19 protein-coding genes and 1 pseudogene are annotated in these 21966 nt (G+C 63.1%); 14 read left to right on the forward strand and 6 right to left on the reverse strand.

Annotated elements, in window-relative coordinates; all coding sequences use genetic code 11:
* Positions 1-61 precede the first annotated feature (61 nt).
* Positions 62-472, reverse strand: a complete 411-nt coding sequence (locus tag QUH67_RS14325) for a hypothetical protein (protein ID WP_300947331.1) — start codon at positions 470-472, stop codon at positions 62-64.
* 130 nt (positions 473-602) lie between these two features.
* On the opposite strand from QUH67_RS14325, the gene QUH67_RS14330 reads away from it, so the two are divergent.
* Positions 603-1241: a trimeric intracellular cation channel family protein gene (locus QUH67_RS14330; protein ID WP_300947332.1), complete on the forward strand. Its 639-nt coding sequence runs from the start codon at positions 603-605 to the stop codon at positions 1239-1241.
* A gap of 188 nt (positions 1242-1429) precedes the next feature.
* Here the strand turns inward: QUH67_RS14330 and QUH67_RS14335 are convergent.
* A pseudogene (locus QUH67_RS14335) lies at positions 1430-2287 on the reverse strand (c-type cytochrome); the annotation flags it as partial.
* Between the two features lie 259 nt (positions 2288-2546).
* Between QUH67_RS14335 and QUH67_RS14340 the strand changes: the two are divergent.
* On the forward strand, positions 2547-6038 hold the full coding sequence (locus QUH67_RS14340; RefSeq protein WP_300947333.1) for an indolepyruvate ferredoxin oxidoreductase family protein: 3492 nt from the start codon (positions 2547-2549) through the stop codon (positions 6036-6038).
* Between the two features lie 237 nt (positions 6039-6275).
* Here the strand turns inward: QUH67_RS14340 and QUH67_RS14345 are convergent, their stop codons facing one another.
* Positions 6276-7343, reverse strand: a complete 1068-nt coding sequence (locus QUH67_RS14345) for an acyltransferase family protein (RefSeq protein WP_300947334.1) — start codon at positions 7341-7343, stop codon at positions 6276-6278.
* A gap of 330 nt (positions 7344-7673) precedes the next feature.
* Positions 7674-7838 (reverse strand): hypothetical protein, encoded by a 165-nt coding sequence (locus tag QUH67_RS14350; protein WP_300947335.1) that lies wholly within the window; start codon positions 7836-7838, stop codon positions 7674-7676.
* A gap of 289 nt (positions 7839-8127) precedes the next feature.
* Between QUH67_RS14350 and QUH67_RS14355 the strand changes: the two genes are divergently transcribed.
* From QUH67_RS14355 to QUH67_RS14400, 10 genes are all read left to right on the forward strand, one after another.
* Positions 8128-9111, forward strand: a complete 984-nt coding sequence (locus QUH67_RS14355; protein WP_300947336.1) for a transporter — start codon at positions 8128-8130, stop codon at positions 9109-9111.
* Between the two features lie 222 nt (positions 9112-9333).
* Positions 9334-10482, forward strand: coding sequence for a thiolase domain-containing protein (locus QUH67_RS14360; RefSeq protein ID WP_300947337.1), 1149 nt, complete (start codon positions 9334-9336; stop codon positions 10480-10482).
* Positions 10482-10871: a Zn-ribbon domain-containing OB-fold protein gene (locus QUH67_RS14365; protein ID WP_300947338.1), complete on the forward strand. Its 390-nt coding sequence runs from the start codon at positions 10482-10484 to the stop codon at positions 10869-10871. The genes QUH67_RS14360 and QUH67_RS14365 overlap by 1 nt, the downstream gene beginning before the upstream one ends.
* A 224-nt stretch (positions 10872-11095) precedes the next feature.
* On the forward strand, positions 11096-11956 hold the full coding sequence (locus tag QUH67_RS14370) for a MaoC/PaaZ C-terminal domain-containing protein (protein ID WP_300947339.1): 861 nt from the start codon (positions 11096-11098) through the stop codon (positions 11954-11956).
* A gap of 190 nt (positions 11957-12146) precedes the next feature.
* On the forward strand, positions 12147-13028 hold the full coding sequence (locus QUH67_RS14375; protein WP_300947340.1) for an SDR family oxidoreductase: 882 nt from the start codon (positions 12147-12149) through the stop codon (positions 13026-13028).
* A 66-nt stretch (positions 13029-13094) separates the two neighbouring features.
* Entirely contained in the window at positions 13095-14051 is a 957-nt protein-coding gene (locus QUH67_RS14380; protein WP_300947341.1) for a dihydrodipicolinate synthase family protein, read from the forward strand.
* Between the two features lie 127 nt (positions 14052-14178).
* Positions 14179-14979, forward strand: a complete 801-nt coding sequence (locus QUH67_RS14385) for an NUDIX hydrolase (protein ID WP_300947342.1) — start codon at positions 14179-14181, stop codon at positions 14977-14979.
* Positions 14980-15072: 93 nt separating this feature from the next.
* Positions 15073-15996 (forward strand): DMT family transporter, encoded by a 924-nt coding sequence (locus QUH67_RS14390; RefSeq protein ID WP_300947343.1) that lies wholly within the window; start codon positions 15073-15075, stop codon positions 15994-15996.
* A gap of 349 nt (positions 15997-16345) precedes the next feature.
* Positions 16346-19027, forward strand: coding sequence for a PAS domain S-box protein (locus QUH67_RS14395; RefSeq protein WP_300947344.1), 2682 nt, complete (start codon positions 16346-16348; stop codon positions 19025-19027).
* Positions 19028-19037: 10 nt separating this feature from the next.
* Complete coding sequence (locus QUH67_RS14400) at positions 19038-19391, forward strand: cupin domain-containing protein (RefSeq protein WP_300947345.1); 354 nt, start codon at positions 19038-19040, stop codon at positions 19389-19391.
* Positions 19392-19416: 25 nt separating this feature from the next.
* Here QUH67_RS14400 and QUH67_RS14405 read toward each other — a convergent pair whose 3' ends face one another.
* Positions 19417-19767, reverse strand: a complete 351-nt coding sequence (locus tag QUH67_RS14405) for a GrlR family regulatory protein (protein ID WP_300948045.1) — start codon at positions 19765-19767, stop codon at positions 19417-19419.
* Between the two features lie 236 nt (positions 19768-20003).
* On the opposite strand from QUH67_RS14405, the gene QUH67_RS14410 reads away from it, so the two are divergent.
* Positions 20004-20453, forward strand: a complete 450-nt coding sequence (locus QUH67_RS14410; RefSeq protein ID WP_407080432.1) for a hypothetical protein — start codon at positions 20004-20006, stop codon at positions 20451-20453.
* A gap of 82 nt (positions 20454-20535) precedes the next feature.
* On the opposite strand, the gene QUH67_RS14415 is transcribed toward QUH67_RS14410, so the two are convergent.
* The gene (locus QUH67_RS14415; protein ID WP_300947347.1) at positions 20536-20919 is read right to left on the reverse strand and encodes a VOC family protein; all 384 of its coding nucleotides are present in this window, start codon (positions 20917-20919) and stop codon (positions 20536-20538) included.
* 563 nt (positions 20920-21482) lie between these two features.
* On the opposite strand from QUH67_RS14415, the gene QUH67_RS14420 reads away from it, so the two are divergent.
* Positions 21483-21959: a hypothetical protein gene (locus QUH67_RS14420; RefSeq protein ID WP_300947348.1), complete on the forward strand. Its 477-nt coding sequence runs from the start codon at positions 21483-21485 to the stop codon at positions 21957-21959.
* The last annotated feature ends 7 nt before the right edge of the window (positions 21960-21966 follow it).

Here is a 21966-nt window from a genome sequence, read left to right on the forward strand (position 1 = left end):
AGCCATACGAAAGCAGCGGGCCGCTGGGCCCGCTGCGCGTCTTCTTCGCAAGTGTCGATGGTTACTGCTTGCTGGCCGGCGTGGTCTTGTTCATGTCGGTGTTAGCCGGCGGCGTCGGGCGGCTCGGCGCCGCGCCGGTGGTCGTGCCGCTTTCGGTGTTGGCGCGTGGCGTCACGTCACGCATGCCGGGAGGCGCGGTGGGAGTCGCCGGGTTCGTCTGCGCCGTCTGGCCGGCCGGCGTCGTGCCGGCCTGGTTCACAGTGGTGTTGTTCAGGCCATAGAACAGGGCGCCCATCACCAGCGCAATGGCGACCGCGAACATCGCGACCTTGGAGCCGCCTGAGCGACCCTCGGCCAGTTCGGGATCGGGTTGCAACTCGCTGTCGAGGCTATTGGGACGGGCCTGCGGACGAATTTCTTCATTGCTCAAGCCGGCGCGGTAGGGATCGTTCGGGTTGGGTTGGTATGCCATGAATGGGTCCTCCGTTAGCACCCCGCTGATAGGTGCGAGGACAATGGCTGGCGGCAGCGGATGTTCCGCGCCATGTTGCAACCCCGTAATGTGGAACCGATGATTCCCCGGGTTCCTGAGCGAGGTTGCGATGTGGAACTTGCCGCCCAGCGATACCGTGCTGCACTTGCTGACGTATGTAGCGCTCACGTCCAATGCGATGACCGCGGCGCTCGCCGCCGGCCGCCGCAGCATGGACTGGGCCGGCGTGTGCATGCTCGGCTGCATTACCGCGCTCGGCGGCGGCACCATCCGCGATGTGTTGCTCGGGCACTATCCGCTGGTCTGGGTGCAAAACCCGTCCTACCTGGCGCTGACGGCGATCGCCGCCTTCGTCACCATCCTGATCGCGCGGCATGTGCACCGGCTCAATACGGCGTTCCTGGTGCTCGACGCGATTGCGCTCGTCGTTTTCACCATGGCCGGCTGTGATGTCGCCTGGCAGATGAACGCCTCGCTGCCGATCGTGATCGTGGCGGGCATGATCACCGGCTGCGCCGGCGGCGTCCTGCGCGACATCCTCTGCAATGACGTGCCGCTATTGTTCCGCGCCGAACTCTACGCCAGCGTTTCGGTGGTGACCGGTTTGTTCTACGCCACCGCGTTCGGACTCAAGCTCCATGACGAGCTCTGGACCGCGCTGACCTTTGTATTCGGCTTGACGCTTCGGCTCTTGGCGATCCGCTTCAAATGGGAGATGCCGAAGTTTGTGTTTACAGGCGAACGTTGATTCATCAGTCTTGCCGTGCACCACTCCATCCCCGTCATTGCGAGGAGCGATAGCGACGAAGCAATACAGTGCTGCGTTTGCCGCGCTATGGATTGCTTCGCTTCGCTCGCAATGACGGGGATGGAACGACCCTTGCAGCCCATCCCCGTTCCACGGGGGACGCCGGCCGGTGCCGCTCGCTACGGCGCCGGCAAATCCTTCAGATAAACCGCCATGGCGCGGACGTCACTGTCACTCATCTTCGAGGTCGAGTTCGTCACCACCTCCGACATCAGGCGGCCGGCCTGCTTCTTGCCGTTTCGACCGTTCTGCAGATAGGCGGTGATGTCTTCCACGCTCCAAGATTTCAGTCCTTGCTCGGTGGCGTCCAGCCGCGGCGCAAGCGTGCCCTGCACGACACCGCCGGCGAACTTCGCGCCGCGCTTGTCCGCGCCGAAGAAATTCTTCGGCGTATGGCAGGCGCCGCAATGGGCGACGCCCTCGACCAGATAGCGACCGCGATTCCACTCCGCGCTCTTCATCTGGTCCGGCATCAGCAAGCCCGGCGTCAGGAACAGCCAGTTCCAGCCGCGCATCACAAAGCGCCAGTTGAACGGAAAGCGCAGTTCGGCTGCGCGCGGCGGGTTGCTCACCGGGGACAGCGTCGCCAGATGGGCGCGGATGGCGAGAATGTCCTGGCGGGTCAGCCGGGTGAAATGCGGGTAGGGAAAGGCCGGGTAATAACGCGAGCCATCGCGTCCCACGCCGAGCCGCAGCGCGCGCAAGAAATCGTCATCGCTCCAGGCGCCAAGGCCGGTCTCGCGGTCCGGCGTCAGATTGGCCGAGTAGATGCCGCCGAACGGTGAATCGATGCGTTTGCCGCCGGCGAACGGTCTGGATGGATCAGCGGTGTGGCAGCCGGCGCAGTCGCCGGCCTCGGTCAGCGCCTTGCCGCGCGCGACGTCCGCTTCGGTCGGTTCATAGGCCGGTTCGATTCTGGACTGCGCATGGGCGCCGCCAACGGCCAGCGCGGTGCACAATAACATTCCGGCGAGAATCGTCCGCATCGTTGCTGCACCATTCGGGTTCCTGGAACAGGATACCCGAAACCAGGAGCACGTCATCCCGTTTCGCCCCGGGGCTTCCGGACGACACAAACCGAAAAGGGGCGGCGTTATTGCCGGCACGAAATTGCGATCTTTGAAGGCGAGGGACGATTGCCAAGATTTGTGGTGCGCCGCTTGGAATATCCGACATAGACTGGTTCTAATCGGTTCAGATGACTAGCTAAAATTCCGGCATCTCGCGGCGGCAAAGAGGGCTTAGATGGGAATCAATCAGGGTCCGATCAGTCTCGATCAGAAATACACCCAGGATAAAGGTCACATCTTCCTGACCGGTATCCAGGCGCTGGTCCGCCTGCCGATGGCGCAGATCCGCCGTGACCGCGCCGCCGGACTGAACACCGCGGGCTTCATTTCCGGCTACCGCGGCTCGCCGCTCGGCGGCTATGACCAGCAGCTCGTCGCCGCGCGAAAACACCTCGAACAGTACAACATCAAGTTTCAGCCCGGCGTGAACGAGGATCTGGCGGCGACCGCGGTCTGGGGCTCGCAGCAGCTCAACCTGTCGCCCGGCGCCAAATATGACGGGGTAGTCGGCATCTGGTACGGCAAGGGCCCCGGCGTCGACCGCTGCGGCGACGTGTTCCGGCATGGCAATACCGCGGGCTCGGCCAAGAACGGCGGCGTGCTCGTTCTCGCCGGCGATGACCACGGCGCGAAATCCTCCACCGTCCCGCATCAGTCCGACCACGCCTTCATCTCCGCGCTGATGCCCTATCTCTATCCCTCCAGCATCCATGAAATGATCGAGATGGGCCTGCTGGGTATTGCGATGTCGCGCTACTCCGGGTGCTGGGTCGGCATGAAGGTGATCACCGAGACGGTGGAGACCACGGCCGAGATCGACCTCGCCGACGAGATGAAGCCCTTCAACATTCCGACCGATTTCGAGATGCCGCCGGGCGGCCTCAACCTGCGCTGGCCCGACGACCGCTTTGCGCAGGATTTGCGGCTGCAGGACCACAAGGGCTACGCCGCGATCGCCTTTGCCCGCGCCAACAACATCAACCGCGTCACCATGGATTCGCCGAACGCCCGCTACGGCATCATGGCGTCGGGCAAGAGCTACGAGGACATCCGCCAGGCGCTGCGCGAGTTGGGGATCACCGAGGAGGTTGCGGCCAAGATCGGCTTGCGGCTTTACAAGATCGGCATGCCCTGGCCGCTGGAGCCGGAAGGAGTGCGCAAATTCGCCGTCGGTCTCGAAGAGATCTTTATCGTCGAAGAGCGCCGCGAGATCGTCGAAAACCAGGTCAAGCAGGAGCTGTTCAACTGGCGCGACGACGTCCGCCCGCGCATCGTCGGCAAGATGGACGATCACGACAAGCGCTTTCTCACTTTCGCTGCCGAACTTTCCGTCGCCTCGCTCGCCAGTTCGCTAACCGAACGGCTGCTTCGACTCAATCTCAACCCCGAAATCGCCGCGATGCTGCGCGCCAAGGCCGACTGGTTCAACGGCCGGCAGGCGACGCAGATGCAGGCGGTGGCGCCCGTCACCCGCACGCCGTATTTCTGCTCGGGCTGTCCGCACAACACCTCGACCAAGGTGCCGGAAGGCAGCCGCGCCTTCGCCGGCATCGGCTGTCACTTCATGGCGCTGTGGATGGACCGCTCGACCGAGACCTACACCCACATGGGAGGCGAGGGCGTGCCGTGGGTCGGCGTCGCACCTTTCACCAAGGAAGAGCACGTGTTCGCCAATCTCGGCGACGGCACCTACTTCCACTCCGGCAGCCTCGCGATCCGGCAGGCGGTCGCCTCCGGCGCCAACATCACCTACAAGCTGCTCTACAACGATGCGACCGCGATGACCGGCGGCCAGCATGTCGACGGCGAATTGTCGCCGCAGCAGATCACCTTCCAGATGCACGCCGAAGGCATCCGGAATATCTACCTCGTCTCTGAAACCCCCGAGGCCTATCCGTCGTCCGACATCGCGCCCGGCGTCAAGGTCGCGCATCGCGACGAGCTCGACGCGGTGCAAAAGACCTGCCGTACGCTGAAGGGTACCTCGGCGATCGTGTTCGTGCAGACCTGTGCCGCCGAAAAGCGCCGCCGCCGCAAGCGCGGCCTCATGGAAGATCCGGCGCGCCGCGTCATGATCAATCCGGCGGTCTGCGAAGGCTGCGGCGATTGCTCGGTGCAGTCGAACTGCATTTCGGTCGAGCCGCTGGAAACCGAGATGGGCCGCAAGCGCACCATCAACCAGTCGACCTGCAACAAGGACTATTCTTGCATCAAGGGCTTCTGCCCGTCCTTCGTCACCATCGACGGCGGCAAGCCGCGCCGCCGTGCGCCGGCCAGTCTCGGCGACATCGGCGATCTGCCCGAGCCGGCCTCGTTCCCGACGCTGGAGCGGCCCTACAACATTGCGGTCGGCGGCGTCGGCGGCACCGGCGTGCTGACCATCGGCGCACTGCTCGGCATGGCGGCGCACATCGAGGGCAAGGCGAGCATGATCCTCGACATGTCCGGCCTCGCGCAGAAGGGCGGCGCGGTGCTGAGCCACGTCCGGCTTTCCGAGCACACCGCCGACGTCACCTGTTCGCGCATCGTCACCGGGACTGCCGATCTCGTGATGGCCGCCGACGAGGTGGTGGCCGCCGCCAAGGACACGATCACGCTCTGTGAGTCGACGCGCACCGTCGGCATCATCAACACCCATCTGATCCCGACTGCCGACTTCATCCTCAATCGCGACTTCAATTTCCAGAGCCGCAAGGTCAACCACGTGCTGGAGACGGAGCTGCGCAAGGACTCCGCGTTCTACGATTTCACCAAGCCCGCCGAAGCGCTGCTCGGGGATTCCATCGCCACCAACATCATGATGATGGGCTACGCCTGGCAGAAGGGCCTGCTGCCGCTGTCGGAAAAGGCGATCCTGCAGGCGATCGAGGTCAACGGCGTTTCGATCAAGATGAACACGCAGGCCTTCCAGCTCGGCCGTCTCGCGGCTGCCGACCCGGCGCGGCTCGAAGCCATGATGAAAGGCAAGGACGAGGTGGTTGCGCCGAAGACGCTGGATGCGATGACACTCGATGAGGTCATCGCCCATCGCAGCGACTTCCTGACCGCCTATCAGGGGCGCGGACTCGCCAAACGCTACCAGAGCCTCGTCAAGCGCGTTCGCGATGCCGCCATCGACGGCGGCTACGGCGAGGCGCTGCCGCGCGCGGTTGCAATCAACTACGCCAAGCTGCTCGCCTACAAGGACGAATACGAAGTCGCGCGGTTGTTCACTGACGGCCGCTTCGAAAAACAGCTCCGCGACCAGTTCGAGGGCGAGTTCAAGTTCAATTTCAATCTGGCGCCACCCATCCTGGGCGGCGGCCTCGATGCTCTCGGCCGCCCCAAGAAGCGCGCCTTCGGCCCCTGGATGCTGTCGGTGTTCCGCACGCTGGCAAAACTCCGCTTCCTGCGCGGCACGCCGCTCGACTTTTTCGGCTACAGCCCCGACCGCAAGCTTGAGCGCGACCTGATCGCAGGCTACGAGAAGGACGTCGCCACCGTGCTCGGCCTGCTGTCGCCGGTCACGCACGACACCGCGGTCGAAATTCTCTCGCTGCCCGACCGCATCCGCGGTTACGGTCCGGTGAAAGAGAAGGCGGTCGCGGACGCCAAGGCGCGCTACGCGCAGTTGGCCGCCGACCTCGCCAACCCGCCGCCGGCGCCGCGGCAGATCGCAGCGGAGTAATTGCGTAGGGGTGCGCAAAGACGCGAAGCGTCGTGCCCACCATCGCTCAACGATTGCGGTGCCAATAGTGGCGCGGTTCGCTTTGCTCGCCCTACATTGAACTCGGTCACGGTTACTGTGTCGCCGTTGACGGTCGCGAACCGCCTGCTTGCAGGGTCGAAGGCCATGGGAGGTGGCTTCGCATCGCCATCGAGGTGTGAGCTGCTGTCGGTTTGAGTTCGAAAGCTTCGACTCCTGTCATTTCTGCAATTTGTACCGACCAATATACCTATCGGCAGCGGTAGTCAGGAGCCTGGCAAATTCGCGGTGGCGCATTTCGGTCGGGACTGCGATGGCAATTGCCACGATGTTGGCGATCAGAACCATAATCGCGAAGATATAGAAATTACGTTCGGGCCGGATCAGGAACACGGCGAACATGATCGAGTAATGAACGAGATAAAGTGTGAACGAGTAATCGGCCATGAATTTAATGAAACGGGCGACCGGCTTTGACGTGAGCAACCTACTGGACTGCGAGGCCGCGAGCACCGCGAACAGAAAAATTACCACGGTGGCATAAGTGAGAATATTATATTCCAGACGCGCCTTGGTGACCAGAAAGAAGCAAACGGCCGCACCGAGCGCGAGGGTCAGCGATGCCCAATAGGGCAACTGTACCATCCTCAGCGTGAGAAGAACGAAAGTGCCGGCGAGCCAAAGCGAGAAAAGTCCCATGCCAACGCCGTCCTGCTGATAAGCGCCTCGTAGATAGTGGAGCGGGACTTGGCAGAAGATGATGGCGACGATGATCATAATCAGGCGCTGGCGCGGTCGAGCCCATATGAAGAAGACGGCAGCAACAAATATGTAAATGTGCCATTCGATCGCGAGCGTCCATAGCGGGCTCGCCGAGCCAAAAGGAGGCCATCGCAGATAGCTGGAAAGCACGCCGCGATATGCTTCGAGCATGAACAGGTTCGCGACGAAGGTCTTCCCGGAGTAAAAAGCCGCGAAAGCTCTTTCGTTGAAAACGTAGATGACGATGCCATCCACAATGACCACGAACAGCAGCGCAGGAATGAGCCCGGAATATATTCTGGCGAACCGATCCAGCAGGAACGTTCCAAATCCGTACGACGGCTGTTTCGATCGTTCGATCAGGGTAAAGCTGATCAGAAAACCCGACAGCACAAAGAAAATTAGAACCCCGACGTTCTGCATGAGTGGCAGTTCGGACGGACGCCACGGCGGCATAAAGAAAGCGATGCCGTGACCCACGCAAACCATCTGTGCCGCAACGACACGGAGCAGGTCGAGCGTCACGGAAGTATCGTTTTTCGAACTGTCGAGGATAAACATTCGAATACAGCTAGCATTACTCCGGCTTGCGGAACAACGGCAGATAGAAGCTGTTAGCGCAAATGGTTGTGGGCATTGCGGGCTGCTGCACACGATGCTGCTGGATGTCCGGCTCTGGGCAATTCGCCTCGATCTTTGCGTCAGGTATGTTCAGTTTGTAGCTGCGTAGGGTGGGCAAAGGCGCAAGGCGCCGTGCCCACCATTCCATCAGCGTTCGTGGTGCTAACGGTGGGCACGCCTCGCTTTGCCCACCCCACAAAAGCTGGATCGCACCCACGTCGTTCATTGGTTGAATTACGGATCGGCGACCCCGATCGACGTCGCGCGACCGCAATAGCCGCGGTGGACGCAATCGACGAGATCCGGCCGCGCCTGCTGCGTCACCGCGTCAGTGGCCTGCGCTAACTCCGACATCACGATCGCCACAGCGACCGTGAACGTTGTCCAAGCTCGCGTCATACGCGACTCCAATATCAACCAAAGATAGCGAAGACTGGTAACGCGCCCTTAGATGCAATGACCAGATCGGTTGCGTCGGGCGGTCGAAATGAAATTGTGGATATGGCAGGGGGCGGCGATGCAGCGGAAAGCTCGCGATCCGATTTCGGAAAAATCGGCGACGGCGCGGGCCAGCGAACTGTCCTGTCGAATCAAAGCCTTGTCTCCAGAGCTTCGATGGGCTGTAGTCGTCATCAGCTCGTCACTGCGTTGACGCATGGCCTGCTTCACACCAGCAACGGGTTAGTGGATGGATCAGGCCCTCGCCGACATCGGCATCATTTCCGCCTACCGCTTCGCCGGCGACGGTTCTGCGACCAAGCTCGATGTGGCCAATCTCGACGCGGAACTTGCCGATCCGCAGGGCTGGCTGTGGCTGCATTTCAATCTGGCCAACCGCCGTTGCCACGACTGGCTCGCCAGGACGACCTCGCTATCCGATGTCGCGCGCGAAACCCTGCTCGATGCCGACGAGCATATCCGCCCCGATATCTTCAATGAGGAGATCGCCGGCGTTCTGCCCGACCTGCACCAGGAGTTCATGGAGGAGGGCGACGATCTCCTGCGGGTGCACTTTGCGATATCGTCGAAGCTGATGATCACCGCGCGGCGCAAGCCGCTGCGCGCGATCGAACTGACACGGCGTGCGCTCGACAGCGGCCGCAAGTTTCCAACGCCGGTGTCGCTGTTCGATGCGATCGTCGACCAGTTCGCCGATGTGATCGGACGTCTTTCGGCGGGCCTCGGCGACGAGCTCGACGTCGTCGAGAATCATGTGCTGCACGACGAGATCGACGATGAGCGATTGCGGCTCGGCCGCGTGCGCCTGCAGGCGATCCGCACGCGGCGGCAGCTGTCGCAGATCCGGGCCCTGTTTCATCGCATGGAGACGCGTGAGGACGTCGCGTCCGATACCCTGCGGTCGGCGATGCGCAAGCTCGCGCAGAAGTTCGATGCGCTCGACTACGAATTCAGCGCGCTCTATGAGCGCGCGCGGCTGCTGCAGGACGAGATCGCCGGCCGAATGACGGCGATCACCAACCGCCGCCTGTTCACGCTGTCGGTCCTGACCGCGTGCATGCTGCCCTCGACGCTGGTCACCGGCTTCTTCGGCATGAACACCAAGGACATGCCGTTCCAGGCCGGCGACGGCGGCACCTGGTACGCGCTTCTGCTGGTGATCGCCGCGGGAGCACTGACCTGGTGGCTGCTGAGGCGGACCAAGGCGCTGTAGGTGGCAAACGACGAGCTACAACTGGGGCGCGTCACGCCGCGGGAGTGCGTTGGTATACCGGCGCCTGCGGTCTAACCCAGCCTGTTACGATTTCCTCCGATAATCATCCCGACTTGAGTCCAGTCGCTGCCTGTCTCGCCCTGCGGAATATCTCGGTGCTTGCCAAGGCTGCCCCGACAGGTCAGAAAAAAGCCGGAAGAAGAAACGCCAACGGAGAACGATTTGACCATTAAGGGCAAAGCCTACATTGCCGGGATCTACGAGCATCCCACCCGGCACGCACCCGACAAATCCACCGCGCAGCTGCATGCCGAGGTCGCCAAGGGCGCGATCGAGGATGCCGGGCTGACCAAAGCCGACATCGACGGCTATTTCTGCGCCGGCGACGCCCCCGGGGGCGCCTGGCCGATGGTCGATTATCTCGGGTTGAAGGTCCGTCACGTCGATTCCACCGAGACCGGCGGCTGTTCCTATTTGATCCATCTCGGCCACGCCGCCGAGGCCATCGCCGCTGGCAAGTGCTCGATCGCGCTGGTGACGCTGGCCGGCAAGCCGCGCACCGGCGTGATGCCACCGCGCGCCTCAGGCGCCGAGGCCGATTTCGAGGCAGCCTACGGGGCCACCACCCACAATGCCTACGGCATGTGTGCCATGCGCCATATGCACGACTACGGCACCACCAGCGAACAGCTCGCCTGGATCAAGGTCGCGGCCTCCCATCACGCCCAGTACAACCCGCACGCGATGCTGAAAGAGGTCGTGACCGTCGAGGACGTGCTGAACTCGCCGATGATTTCCGATCCCTTGCACCGGATGGATTGCTGCGTCGTCACCGACGGCGGCGGCGCGATGATCGTGACCACGCCCGAGATCGCCAAAAGCCTGAAGAAGCCGCTGGTGCGGCTGATCGGCCATGGCGAGGCCATGAAAGGTCCGCGCGGCGGCAAGGATCTCGACCTGACGTATTCGGCCGGCGTCTGGTCCGGACCGCGCGCCTTCGAAGAAGCCGGCGTCACGCCGAAGGATATCAAATACGCCTCGATCTATGACAGCTTCACCATCACCGTGCTGATGCAGCTCGAAGACCTCGGCTTCTGCAAGAAGGGCGAAGGCGGCAAGTTCGTCTCCGACGGCAACCTGATCTCGGGCGTCGGCAAGCTGCCGTTCAACACCGACGGCGGCGGCCTCTGCAGCAACCATCCCGTCAACCGCGGCGGCATGACCAAAATCCTCGAGGCGGTCCGCCAGTTGCGCGGCGAAGCCCATCCGAAAGTGCAGGTGCCGAACTGCGATCTCGCCATCGCCCACGGCACCGGCGGACTTCTCGGCGTGCGCCACGCCGCCTCAACCTGCATTCTGGAGCGCGTGTGATGGCTGAAGCCAAGAAATATCCGACCCCGGTGACCAATCCCGAGACCGCGCCGTTCTGGGAAGCGGCCAAGTCCGGCAAGTTCATGATCAAGCGCTGCACCGCCTGCGGCGAGCCGCATTACTTTCCGCGCTCGATCTGCCCGTTCTGCTTCTCCGACAAGACGGTGTGGGAAGAAAGCTCGGGCGAGGCCACGATCTACACCTATAGCCTGATGCGCAAATCGCCGACCGGTCCTTATGCGATCGCTTACGTCACGCTGAAGGAGGGCCCGTCGCTGCAGACCAACATCGTCGACTGCGATCTGGAGAAGCTAAAGATCGGCCAGAAGGTGAAGCTGGTGTGGAAGCCGACAGATGGCGCGCCATTGCCGTTCTTCACCGCGGCCTGACGTCTTTCCTTCTCCCCTCATGTCCGCCGAAGCCTTTGGCGAAGGCGGATGTGGGAGAAGGTGGCGCGAAGCGCCGGATGAGGGGTTCTCTCCGCGAGCACTGGGTTTGCGGCGTGAACCCCTCACCCAAATGAGTTTGACGCGCCGCCGGTGATGCCCTCTCCCACAAGGGGAGAGGGCGCTGCAATTGGCACCGCGAAGAAAAGGTTCGGGAGAGAAACCAAATGCCGATCAACTACGAACAACTGATGGCCCTGAAAAATCTCGGCCAGCAATACGCCTATACCGACCGCGACGTGATGCTTTACGCTTACGGAATCGGCCTCGGCGCCGACCCCATGGACGAGAACGAGCTCGCCTATGTCAACGAAGGCACCTTCACCCCGCGGCCGCTCAAGGTGGTGCCGACCTTCGCGTCGGTGGCGGCGTGGGGTGCCGGTCCCGGCGAGATGAACCTCAACCGCGTCATGGTGGTCGATGGCGAGCGCGACATCACCTTCCACAAGCCGCTGCCGGCTGCTGCAAAGATCACGGCCGACTCGACCGTGCTCGACGTCTTCGACAAGGGCAAGGACAAGGGCGCCGTCATTCGCCACCAGACCGTGCTGAAGGACGAGAACGGCGACAAGCTCGCCACGCTGGTGGCCTCGCGCTTTGCCCGTGGCGACGGCGGTTTTGGCGGACCGTCCGAAGGCCAGCCCGAGCCGCACAAGGTGCCGGGCAGGGCGCCCGACAAGATCGTCGACATCACGACGCGGCCGGACCAGGCGTTGGTCTATCGCCTCTGCGGCGACCGCAACCCGCTGCACTCCGATCCGGAATTCGCCAAGAAGGCCGGCTTTCCGCGGCCTATCCTGCACGGCATGTGCACCTACGGCATCACCTGCCGCGGCGTCCTGCAGACCTATGCCGACTACGATCCCTCCGCCTTCAGGCAGCACGTCGCACGCTTCTCGTCGCCGGTGTTCCCCGGCGAGACCGTGACGATGGAGCTCTGGAAGGACGGCAACGTGGTGTCGTTCGAAGCCAAGGTGAAGGCGAGGGGCGTGACGGTGATCAAGAGCGGCAAGACAGTGCTGGGCTAGAAGGGGCGAAGGCGGTGCGCTCCCTCGCCCCGCTCTTGCGGGGAGAGGGCCGGGGTGAGGGGACTATCCGCGAGTCCGGTCTCGCCGGATGGACCTGTACCCCCTCACCCGAAATTCGCTGACGCGAATTCCGACCTCTCCCCGCAAGCGGGGCGAGGTAAGAACAAGAGCGATAAACGGAGAAAACATCATGGGATTACTCGACGGCAAGGTCGCGATCATCACCGGCGCGGGCGGTGGGCTCGGTGAGGCCTACGCAAAGCTGTTCGCGCGCGAGGGCGCGGCGGTCGTGGTCAACGACCTCGGCGGGCCGCGCGATGGCTCCGGCGCCGACGTGTCGATGGCGCAGAAGGTGGTCAACGCCATCAAGGAAGAGGGCGGCCGCGCGGTCGCCAACGGCGCCGACATCTCGACCATGGCCGGCGGGCAGTCGGTGTTCGACGACGCCATCAAGAATTTCGGCCGCGCCGACATCCTGGTGAACAACGCCGGCATCCTGCTCGACGAGACCTTTGCCAAGGCCAAGGAAGCCAACTGGGACCGGGTGATCAAGGTGCACCTCAAGGGCACCTTCTGCTGCACCCAGCCGGTGTTCAAATGGATGCGCGAGAATGGCGGCGGCGTCATCGTCAACACCTCCTCGACCTCGGGCCTGATCGGCAATTTCGGACAGACCAACTACGGCGCCGCCAAGGGCGGTATCTGGGGACTGTCCAACGTGCTGGCGATTGAGGGCCGCAAATACAACATCCGGATCTGGACGCTGGCCCCGGGCGCGCTGACCCGCATGACCGCCGACCTGCCGCGCTACAAGGAGAACCCAGGCGCCGCGCTGGGCCCGGACGGCATCGCGCCGGCCGTGCTATACATGGTCAGCGACCTCTCCGGCGACCAGACCGGCAAGGTGCTCGGCGTTTCCGGCCCCCGTGGGGTCCGCGAGATGCGGATGATGGAAATGGAAGGCTGGACGCCGCCGTTTACGGGGTGGAAGGCCGAGGATATCGTGACCCACGCCAACGAAATCTTCTTCTCCGAGGAAGAAATCAAGAAGTCGGCGCGGCGATTCAAGTAGACGTAGACGTCATTCCGGGTTCGTGCTTCGCATGCCCAGGAATGACGAAAGAGGATAGAGGCACAGATGACCAAGCTCACCGCCCAGGCCGCAGGCACGTTCGCGATCGCGCCGACGCCGTTTCACGATGACGGCCGCATCGACGAGAAATCGATCGACCGGCTGACCGACTTCTACGCCGAAGTCGGCTGCGACGGTGTCACCGTGCTCGGTATCCTGGGCGAGGCGCCGAAGCTCGACGCCGCTGAGGCGGAACAGGTCGCGATCCGCTTCGTCAAGCGCGCCAAGAGCATGCAGATCATCGTCGGCGTCTCGGCGCCGGGCTTTGCCTCGATGCGGTCGCTGGCGAAGGCCTCGATGGACGCCGGCGCCGCCGGCGTGATGATCGCGCCGCCGCCGCATCTGCGCACCGACGATCAGATCACGGGCTATTTCAAGCAGGCCCAGGAAGCGATCGGCGACGAGATTCCCTGGGTGCTGCAGGACTATCCGCTGACGCTCAACGTCGTTTTCACGCCGGCCGTGATCCGCAAGATCGTAATGGACTCGCCGTCCTGCGTCATGCTCAAGCACGAGGACTGGCCGGGCCTGGAGAAGATCACCGCGCTGCGCAACTTCCAGAAAGACGGCTCGCTGAAGCCGATGTCTATACTCGTCGGCAATGGCGGCCTGTTCCTCGATTTCGAAATGGAGCGCGGCGCCGACGGCGCCATGACCGGCTACGCCTTTCCGGAACTGCTGATCGATGTCGTGAAGCTGCAAAAGGCCGGCAAGCGCGACGCCGCGCATGACCTGTTCGACGCCCATCTGCCGCTGATCCGCTACGAGCAGCAGCCCGGCGCGGGCCTGGCGGTGCGCAAATACGTGCTGCAGAAGCGCGGCATCATTTCGTCCAGCGCGCAGCGCAAGCCGGGTACGACGATCACGGCGACCGCCAAGGCCGAAGTAGAGTACCTGTTGTCGCGGGTGGCGCGCGTCGACCGTCGCGCCAACCTGCAACCGCAATCCAGCGCCGCGGGCTAGCCGCTCCTCATGGTGAGGAGCCGCGAAGCGGCGTCTCGAACCATGAGGCCCCGATGCTTCCAAGTCATCCTTCGAGACGCGGCCTGACGGCCGCTCCTCAGGATGAGGTTCCGAGGAGTTGAGCCCTATGGCCGAAGCTGTCGCCCCGCGTAATGCATCCACTATCCTGCTGCTGCGCGACAGCGCTGCCGCAAAAGAAATCGAAGTCTTCATGATGGTTCGCCATTATGAAATCGACTTCAATTCCGGCGCGCTGGTGTTTCCCGGCGGCAGCGTCGACAAGGGCGACAAGGAGATCATCGCAGCATCGGAGCTTTACTCGGGCGGCGAGGGGCTCGACGAGACCACGCTGAGTTTCCGCATCGCTGCGATCCGCGAAACCTTCGAGGAGAGCGGCATCCTGCTGGCACGGCCAAACGGGGCAAATGCACTGGTCGATGCCAAGCGCGCGAGCGAAATCGAGGCCGCGCATCGCGCCGATCTCTGCGACGGCAAGATCAGCTTCCTGAAGGTGCTGGCCGACAACGGCATGGTGCTGGCGCTCGACGAACTCGTGCCCTATGCGCACTGGATCACGCCGGAAGGCATGCCAAAGCGCTTCGACACCTGGTTCTTCCTCGCCGCAGCACCCCCCGAACAGGTCGGCGCCCATGACGGCAAGGAATCCACCGACTCGATCTGGGTGTCGCCGCGCGAGGCGCTGGAAGGCGGCGAGACCGGGCGCTTCAAGCTGCCGTTCCCGACCACGCGCAATCTTATCAAGCTCGGCAAGCAGCCAAATGTGAAGGCGGCGCTCGACGATTCCAGAGGCAAGTCCGTCGTCGCCGTGACGCCGGTGATGACCCGGGTTAATGGTGGCCGTCAGCTCCGCATTCCGCTGGAGGCGGGCTATGACGGCGAGCTGTTCGAGGTCGGCTCGGCCGGCTGAACAGTGTTTCCACACTTCGGTGGTTAGCGAAGTATCCTGGCGCCTGCCGCGCGTAATGTCTGACCCTGACTTGAAACGAAACGGGTGACAGACATGGGCGAGGCCCAACAGAAGCATCCCACGATCGTGAGCGAGCTGGCGCTGCTGCTGGTGCTCGCGACGCTGTGGGGGGCGTCCTACACCTTCCTGAAGGTCGCGGTGGCGACGATTCCGCCGGTGACGCTGATCGCGGGCCGCACGCTGATCGCAGGCCTGTTGCTGCTCGCGATCATGCAATGGCGTGGGATCAAGATGCCGGCGGATGCCGCGAACTGGCGGCGCTTCCTGTTCCAGGCCTGCCTCAACAGCGTCATCCCGTGGACGATGGTGGCCTGGGGTACGCGAGCGGTCGATGCCGGAGTCGCCACCATCCTCAATTCGACGGCGCCGATCTTCACGTTTTTTCTGACGCTCGCGATCACCCGCCATGAGGCGGCGTCGTTCCGAAAGCTGGTCGGCGTCGTCGCCGGCATGGCAGGCATCTGTTTGATCGTCGGCATGCAGGCGCTGTCCGGGCTGGGTGAGCAATTGGCGGCGCAGATCGTGCTGCTGCTCGCCGCCGTCTGCTACGCCGGCGCGGCGATCTTCGGCCGCGCCTTCAAGAATCTCGATCCCATGGCGCCGGCGGCAGGATCGCTGCTTTGCGGTGCCGCGATCCTGATCCCGCTGAGCCTGGTGGTCGACCAGCCGTGGACGCTGGCGCCGTCGATGAATTCGCTGCTGGCGCTGATCGGGCTCGCGGTATTTTCAACAGCGTTCGCCTTCGTAATCTATTTCCGCCTGATCCAGACGCTGGGATCGATCGGCGCCACCGCGCAGGCCTATTTGCGCGTGCCGATCGGGGTCGCCGCAAGCGTGGTCGTCCTCGGCGAGCAGTTGAGTTCGACGGTGTGGATCGGGCTGGCCTGCGTCGTCGTCGGTGTGGCCGCGATGACGATACCGGAGCGCAGAGCAAGATCGCTCAGCAAGGCCGCATGAAGGCGCGGCTGAGAGCGGTTTCGCGTGACGAAACGCCCCGAGGCTTGCTGCAGCCGGGATTATCGGCATCCTGCCGGTCAAGAACGGGGCGGCGTCGGCCCCCCAAGAAAAACGGGCCGCGGGCCAAGGCGGTGGAGACTGGAATCATCGCTGACCGAGGACGAAGCCCGCGCGACTTTGGCCAGGTTATCCTGTTCCAAAATGGTATTCATCGCCGGGCCGCTGTGGCGGGTGGTCCTTAAGCTGTGCGACGGGGCCAATTTTGTCCGTTCTGCCGCTTTTTCGGCATGTTCCCCCCGGCCCGGAATACATCGTATATTGCCGCCGACTGGAGCCCGGCCCGACCCTCATGACCGCCGAAACGCCGCCGAATTCGCTGCCGCCGCGATCGTTCTCGCTTTCGATCGGGCAACTGACGTTCGGCAGTTTCATGCTTGTGCTGGCCGTGATCATCATCACCTCGACCGCCAGCGTCATCGCCATCCGCCACATCGACCAGACCTTCACCGAGCTACAGCGGCTGCAGAGCGTCGGCGACCTGGCCGAGGACATCGACCGCCGCATGAACGAATTGCGGCTTGCGGCGCGGGATTTCGTCACCGATCCCGGCAACCAGTCGCTTCAGGTGAGCGAAGCCGCCACGGCGCTCGGTGAGGTTCTAAAGAAAACCCGGCTGGAGCTTGCCCCCGAGCAGCAGGATATGATCGACGGCGTCACCGAGCGCCTGTCGACCTATCGCAGCGGGATCGAGCGCATCTCCTCGCTGATCAATCGCCGCGCTGATCTGATCGTTACCCTGCCTCCGCTGCGCGAGCGATTCGACAACGCGATTGCCGGAGCGCTCGATCCTGCGATCGCATCGTCCTTGCTGCAGGACCAGAGCCGGATCACCTCGGCCCTGCTGGCGCATAACCCGTCGGCGGCCGAGCAGGCGGCGCGAAGGATGCGCTCGTTGACGATCACGGATTCTAACCTGCGTGCAACCGTCGACGATTATGCGCTGGCGATCGCCAATATCTCGACCAGCGAACTGGAGATTTCGGATATCGACAGGGAAGTGCTGGGCGCCGAGGGCAGGCTGATCCAGCGGGTGACGGAATTGTTGCGCGAGGTCAGCGAACGGCGGGGCCGTATCCTGGCCCGCGATTTTGCGCGGACGCTGACGGAAGCCAAATGGCAGAGCATCGTGCTCGGGACCGCGGGCGTTCTGATCGGGCTGTTCGCCTCGCTATTGGTGGTTCGCCGCACCGTGCGTCCGCTCGCCGCCATCGCGGCCTCGATCCGCGCGGTGGCCCGTGGCGAAAAGAACGCCTCGATCCCGGCGACCGATGTCGACAACGAGATCGGCGACATCGCCCGCGCCGCCGAAGTCTTCCGGCAGACGCTGGTCGATGCCGATACGGCGCGCGAGGCGGCGGTTCACGCGCTCGCCGAACAGCGGCTCGCCGAGGAAAGCTATCGCAAGCTGTTCGAGTCCTCGGTCGACGGAATTTATGTCACGACGCCAAGCGGCTCGCTGCTGAACGCTAATCCGGCACTGGCGCGGATGATGGGCTATGCGACGCCGCAGGATCTGATCAGCGCCATCGGTAACATTGCACACAGCATTTATGTCGATCCCGATGCGCGCGCGAATTTTACGCGGCTGATGAAGCGCGACGGCATCGTGCGCGAATTCGAATACCAGGTTTATACCCGCAGCGGTTCGGTGGTGTGGCTGTCCGACAGCGCCAGCGCCGTCCACAACGAGGCCGGGGTCATTGTCCGCTACGAGGGAACGGTGCGCGATATCACCGACCAGAAGCGGGCCGAGGACGCCATCGCCGAAGGCCGCCGGCTGTTGCAAATGGTGATCGACACCGTTCCCGCCGTCATCAACGTCAAGGACAAAAATCTCCGCTACGTGCTGATGAACCGCTACATGGCCGGCATTTTCAACGTCGAGCCGGCTGATGCGATCGGCCGCACCACCGCCGAATTGATGTCGCGCTACGGTGCCGAAAAGACCAATGAGCCCGACAAACGGGTGTTGGCGGTGGGCAAGGAACTCGGCTTCTACGAGGAGGAATACAAGGATGCGTCGGGCCAGATGCGGCAATGGCTGGTCAACAAGCTGCCGATCCTGGATACGGCCGGTGAGATCGAGAACATCGTGACCGTTGCGCTCGACATCGGCGAGCGCAAGCGCGTCGAATCCGAGATGCGCAAGGCCAAGGACGCCGCGGAGAGTGCGCTACGCAATTTGCGTGAGACGCAGAATTCGCTGATCGAAGCGGAAAAGCTCGCCGCTCTCGGACGGCTGGTGGCGGGCGTTGCCCATGAGGTGAACAACCCCGTCGGCATCAGCCTGACGGTCGCCTCCGCGCTGGAGCGCAAGACGTCGAACTTCGCAGCCGAGGTCTCGCGCGGCGAACTGCGGCGCTCCAGTTTGAACGAATTTCTCGCCACCAGCCGTGATGCGTCGTCGCAACTGGTCGCCAACCTCAACCGCGCCGCCGAACTGATCCAGTCGTTCAAGCAGGTTGCCGCCGACCGCAACTATTCCGACCAGCGCTCCTTCGACCTCGGCGACCTGACCGAGCAGGTGGTGATGAGCCTGCGGCCCGGCCTGCGCAAACACAACCTGACACTCAATGTCGAGTGCCAGCCCAATCTGATGATGAACAGCTACCCCGGTCCCTACGGACAGGTGCTGACCAACCTGTTCCTCAATTCGGTCGCGCACGCATTTCCGGACGGCAAGGCCGGGACGGTCGATATCCAGGTGCGCGAATCCGGAAAGGACAATGTCGAGATCATCTTCTCGGACAACGGTATCGGCATGAGTCTCGACGTCCGTCGCCGCGCCTTCGATCCGTTCTTCACAACGCGGCGCGATCAGGGCGGTACCGGGCTCGGGCTGCACATCGTCTACAGCATCGTGACGACGCGGCTCGGCGGCCGGCTCGATCTGGATTCCCAGCCAGGCGGCGGCACGCGCATCCAGATGATCCTGCCGCGCACGGCGCCGCTGGAGCAGGCGGCGGAATAAGGGGGCTATGATGTCCGGTGCAATCGATCTGTCAGAAAAGCTGTCCTCGTTTTCCGCGCACTGGTCACCCCACACGGTGACACAGTTTAACGACTGTGACGTCATGGTCGTGAAAGTGAAGGGCGAGTTTGTCTGGCACAAGCACGACGACACGGACGATTTCTTTCTCGTCCTGAAGGGTTTGCTGGATATTCAACTTCGCGATCGAACCATCACGCTCGGTCCGGGACAGATGTACGTGGTACCCAAGGGCGTCGAGCATCGGCCGGTCGCGAGGGAAGAGGCGCACCTGTTGTTGATCGAGCCGACCGGCACGCCAAACACTGGTGATGCTGCGACAGCCGCACCACGCAGCACTGTGTGATATCCAGCAGTGATCGGCGGACGCGCTAATTGATATCCGCCAGCTTGTGCAGCGTGGCGTTGAAAATCTGGCTGGCTTTGCCGACGAGCGCCGTCCCGTTCATGTTGCCGCGGGTGTCGGTGAAGGTTCCGGATACGCCGATGCCGACCGGACTGGGGCCACCGAACAGCGGATTGTCATTGTCGCGCGGCGTCGTATGGCGCTGCACCAGCACCTCGCCTTTGAAATTGTCACCCTTCACGGTGTAGCTGCCGGTGTAAAACAGGTAGGCGTCGCCACCGAGGATCTGGCCGTCGCGGAACAAAATGACCCCGCTGCCCTTGCCGATGCGCCCATCGAGCAGGGTGACGTGGATCGAATAGAGCCCGTTCTTCATGATGTCCCAGATGCCGGCCGCCGCGCCCACGGAAGCCGGTCGAAGCATCATGCCAAAGCGTGGCCGGTAGCGTCAACACGTCAGGTGCCCGAGGCTTCTAGCTCAGGAAGCAGCTGACAATGATGCGACTACAGCGCGACGTCTCGATGACGCGCGGGCAGGGCGCGAATCAAGTTGGCCCATGAAATGCATGGTTTGGTCTGGCACCGGCCGGCGGGTGCTGGAGCAAGAGAACAGTGACCCAATGGATCAGATCCGGCGGCCACGTGCCGCCCCGACATGAAGAGAACGGCAACCCTGGAAACTTCGGCTGTCATCGCGCCGGCCGCTGGAAAACGCCGCTGATCGCGGGCGGGGTGTTGCTGATGTTGCCGCTGGCCGCCGGTCCGGGCGCAGCCCGCGATCCCGACGGCCGCTACGCAAACTCGCCGCTGAAGCAGTGGTTCGACAGTCTGAAAAGCGGCAAGGGACCATGTTGCTCCGACGCGGACGGATATGCGCTGAGCGACGTCGATTGGCAGTCCGGCAACGGACATTACCGCGTCCGGATCGAGGGCGAATGGTATGACGTGCCCGAAGATGCTGTGATCACAGAACCAAATCGCGTCGGCCGAACCATGGTCTGGCCCATTCGCGGTTATCAGGGAATGACCATCCGGTGCTTCATGCCGGGCAGCATGACGTAGCAGTGCCGCTCCTCATCGTAGGGATAAGCGCAGCAGTGCTTATCCCTACGGGGCCGCTCGCCTATGCGGATCGGATGGCGCGTCAGACGTATTTCTTGTCGCGTTCGAGCAGCTCGATCGAAATGCCCTGCGGACCGCGGATGAAGCAGATGCGAACGCCGGGGCGGATGGTGGTCGGCTCCTTCGTGAATTCCACGCCCTTGGCCTTCATCTCAGCGGCAACCGCGTCGATGTCCTTCACGCTCAGGCCGAAATGGTCGAGCCCCTGATAGGGCGTCACCGGCGGGGTGTTGACGCCGTCGCCGGCGGTAACGGGCGCGATGAACACATTGGCGCCGCCGAGCCTCACGTCGATCCGCTCGGGACCGCGGATGATCTCGCCACCGAGAATGTTTTCCAGCCAGGCGGCTGTGGCTTCGGGATCAGGGCTGCGCAGGTGGACGTGATCCCAGGTAACGGTCGGCATTCGGACTCCCCATTGTTCTTGTTGCGGCGCTCAAGGCCGGTTGCAACGCGGCCAATGTAGCCGCCGCGCTTTTCGAATGCCATCCCGCGCGTGCTGTCGCCGCCGGAGACCGTAGCTGCCCGGTCGCCGCTCGACGGTCTGAAAATTACCTCTCAGTCATGGCGAAGGGGCGGGCTGGGTTCGAAAACGCTGGCGACGTTCACGCTTCGCAACGCCAACGAATTCGCAGCGAAGGAGATCGCGAGCGACTTTGCCCGCCCTGACGGCAGCCATCTGACGTACCGCAGGCGTATCATCCCCGACACCGTTAGTATGAAGAGCCGGAAGCGCTGCGCCGGCATGCCGGTGGGGTTCGTCACGTCAATGCGAACAAGACGAAATGTTCGGTGGTAGCGGCCAACCGCACTTAACCTTGCCATTTAACCCTGCTTGGCTAAATCGCGGTTCCGCCCCCGAAGATGTGATCGCCGGACTTGAACCTCACCGGTGGGTCGGGAACTAACTGCAGTATCGCTAGTTGAGCGATGGAACCGCACGGTACTCGTGCGTGGGGAGCTGGATTGATGCCCGTAGCGCGCTATTTCATGTTTGTCGGCGGAATTTTGCTGGCGCTTTTGTTGGCGATCGATGCCTTTTTCCCGCAGCAGGCCGTCGTCGCCAGTCAGGCCGCACCTTCGGTCGACAAGACAGTGGTACGCATTCGCTCCGACCAGAAGCCCCCGGAGCGGGTGGTTTATGATACCACCCTTCCGACCATTGTTCCGCCAACGGTGGCGGTTCAGGCGGCGGCTCCCGTCGTGCCTCCATCCCCGGTCGCTTCAGCAGTCGCTATCGATGCCAGCGCTCAGGCCCGCGCCCGGGAGACATTCGCCCAGCTTGTTCCGTCAGACGCAAAAAAGCCCGAGGCGCAGGTTCAGCGCAAACGTAAGGTCGCCAGGAACCGCCCGGTGCCGGTGCAAGGTGCACAGCCGCAAATGCGGGTTGCGCAGCAGTCGCACTATGGCTTTTTCGGCGGTTCGAACTGGAACAGCACCTGGTAATGTTCCC

It is taken from the genome of Bradyrhizobium roseum (assembly GCF_030413175.1).
Taxonomy (GTDB): Bacteria; Pseudomonadota; Alphaproteobacteria; order Rhizobiales; family Xanthobacteraceae; genus Bradyrhizobium; species Bradyrhizobium roseum.

What these genes read in the sequence shown, in the direction of transcription:
- QUH67_RS14325 (WP_300947331.1), bottom strand. Translation starts at nt 472, where the DNA reads ATGGCATACCAACCCAACCCGAACGATCCCTACCGCGCCGGCTTGAGC.
- QUH67_RS14330 (WP_300947332.1), top strand. Translation starts at nt 603, where the DNA reads ATGTGGAACTTGCCGCCCAGCGATACCGTGCTGCACTTGCTGACGTAT.
- QUH67_RS14340 (WP_300947333.1), top strand. Translation starts at nt 2,547, where the DNA reads ATGGGAATCAATCAGGGTCCGATCAGTCTCGATCAGAAATACACCCAG.
- QUH67_RS14350 (WP_300947335.1), bottom strand. Translation starts at nt 7,838, where the DNA reads ATGACGCGAGCTTGGACAACGTTCACGGTCGCTGTGGCGATCGTGATG.
- QUH67_RS14355 (WP_300947336.1), top strand. Translation starts at nt 8,128, where the DNA reads ATGGATCAGGCCCTCGCCGACATCGGCATCATTTCCGCCTACCGCTTC.
- QUH67_RS14365 (WP_300947338.1), top strand. Translation starts at nt 10,482, where the DNA reads ATGGCTGAAGCCAAGAAATATCCGACCCCGGTGACCAATCCCGAGACC.
- QUH67_RS14370 (WP_300947339.1), top strand. Translation starts at nt 11,096, where the DNA reads ATGCCGATCAACTACGAACAACTGATGGCCCTGAAAAATCTCGGCCAG.
- QUH67_RS14375 (WP_300947340.1), top strand. Translation starts at nt 12,147, where the DNA reads ATGGGATTACTCGACGGCAAGGTCGCGATCATCACCGGCGCGGGCGGT.
- QUH67_RS14380 (WP_300947341.1), top strand. Translation starts at nt 13,095, where the DNA reads ATGACCAAGCTCACCGCCCAGGCCGCAGGCACGTTCGCGATCGCGCCG.
- QUH67_RS14385 (WP_300947342.1), top strand. Translation starts at nt 14,179, where the DNA reads ATGGCCGAAGCTGTCGCCCCGCGTAATGCATCCACTATCCTGCTGCTG.
- QUH67_RS14390 (WP_300947343.1), top strand. Translation starts at nt 15,073, where the DNA reads ATGGGCGAGGCCCAACAGAAGCATCCCACGATCGTGAGCGAGCTGGCG.
- QUH67_RS14395 (WP_300947344.1), top strand. Translation starts at nt 16,346, where the DNA reads ATGACCGCCGAAACGCCGCCGAATTCGCTGCCGCCGCGATCGTTCTCG.
- QUH67_RS14400 (WP_300947345.1), top strand. Translation starts at nt 19,038, where the DNA reads ATGTCCGGTGCAATCGATCTGTCAGAAAAGCTGTCCTCGTTTTCCGCG.
- QUH67_RS14405 (WP_300948045.1), bottom strand. Translation starts at nt 19,767, where the DNA reads ATGAAGAACGGGCTCTATTCGATCCACGTCACCCTGCTCGATGGGCGC.
- QUH67_RS14415 (WP_300947347.1), bottom strand. Translation starts at nt 20,919, where the DNA reads ATGCCGACCGTTACCTGGGATCACGTCCACCTGCGCAGCCCTGATCCC.
- QUH67_RS14420 (WP_300947348.1), top strand. Translation starts at nt 21,483, where the DNA reads ATGCCCGTAGCGCGCTATTTCATGTTTGTCGGCGGAATTTTGCTGGCG.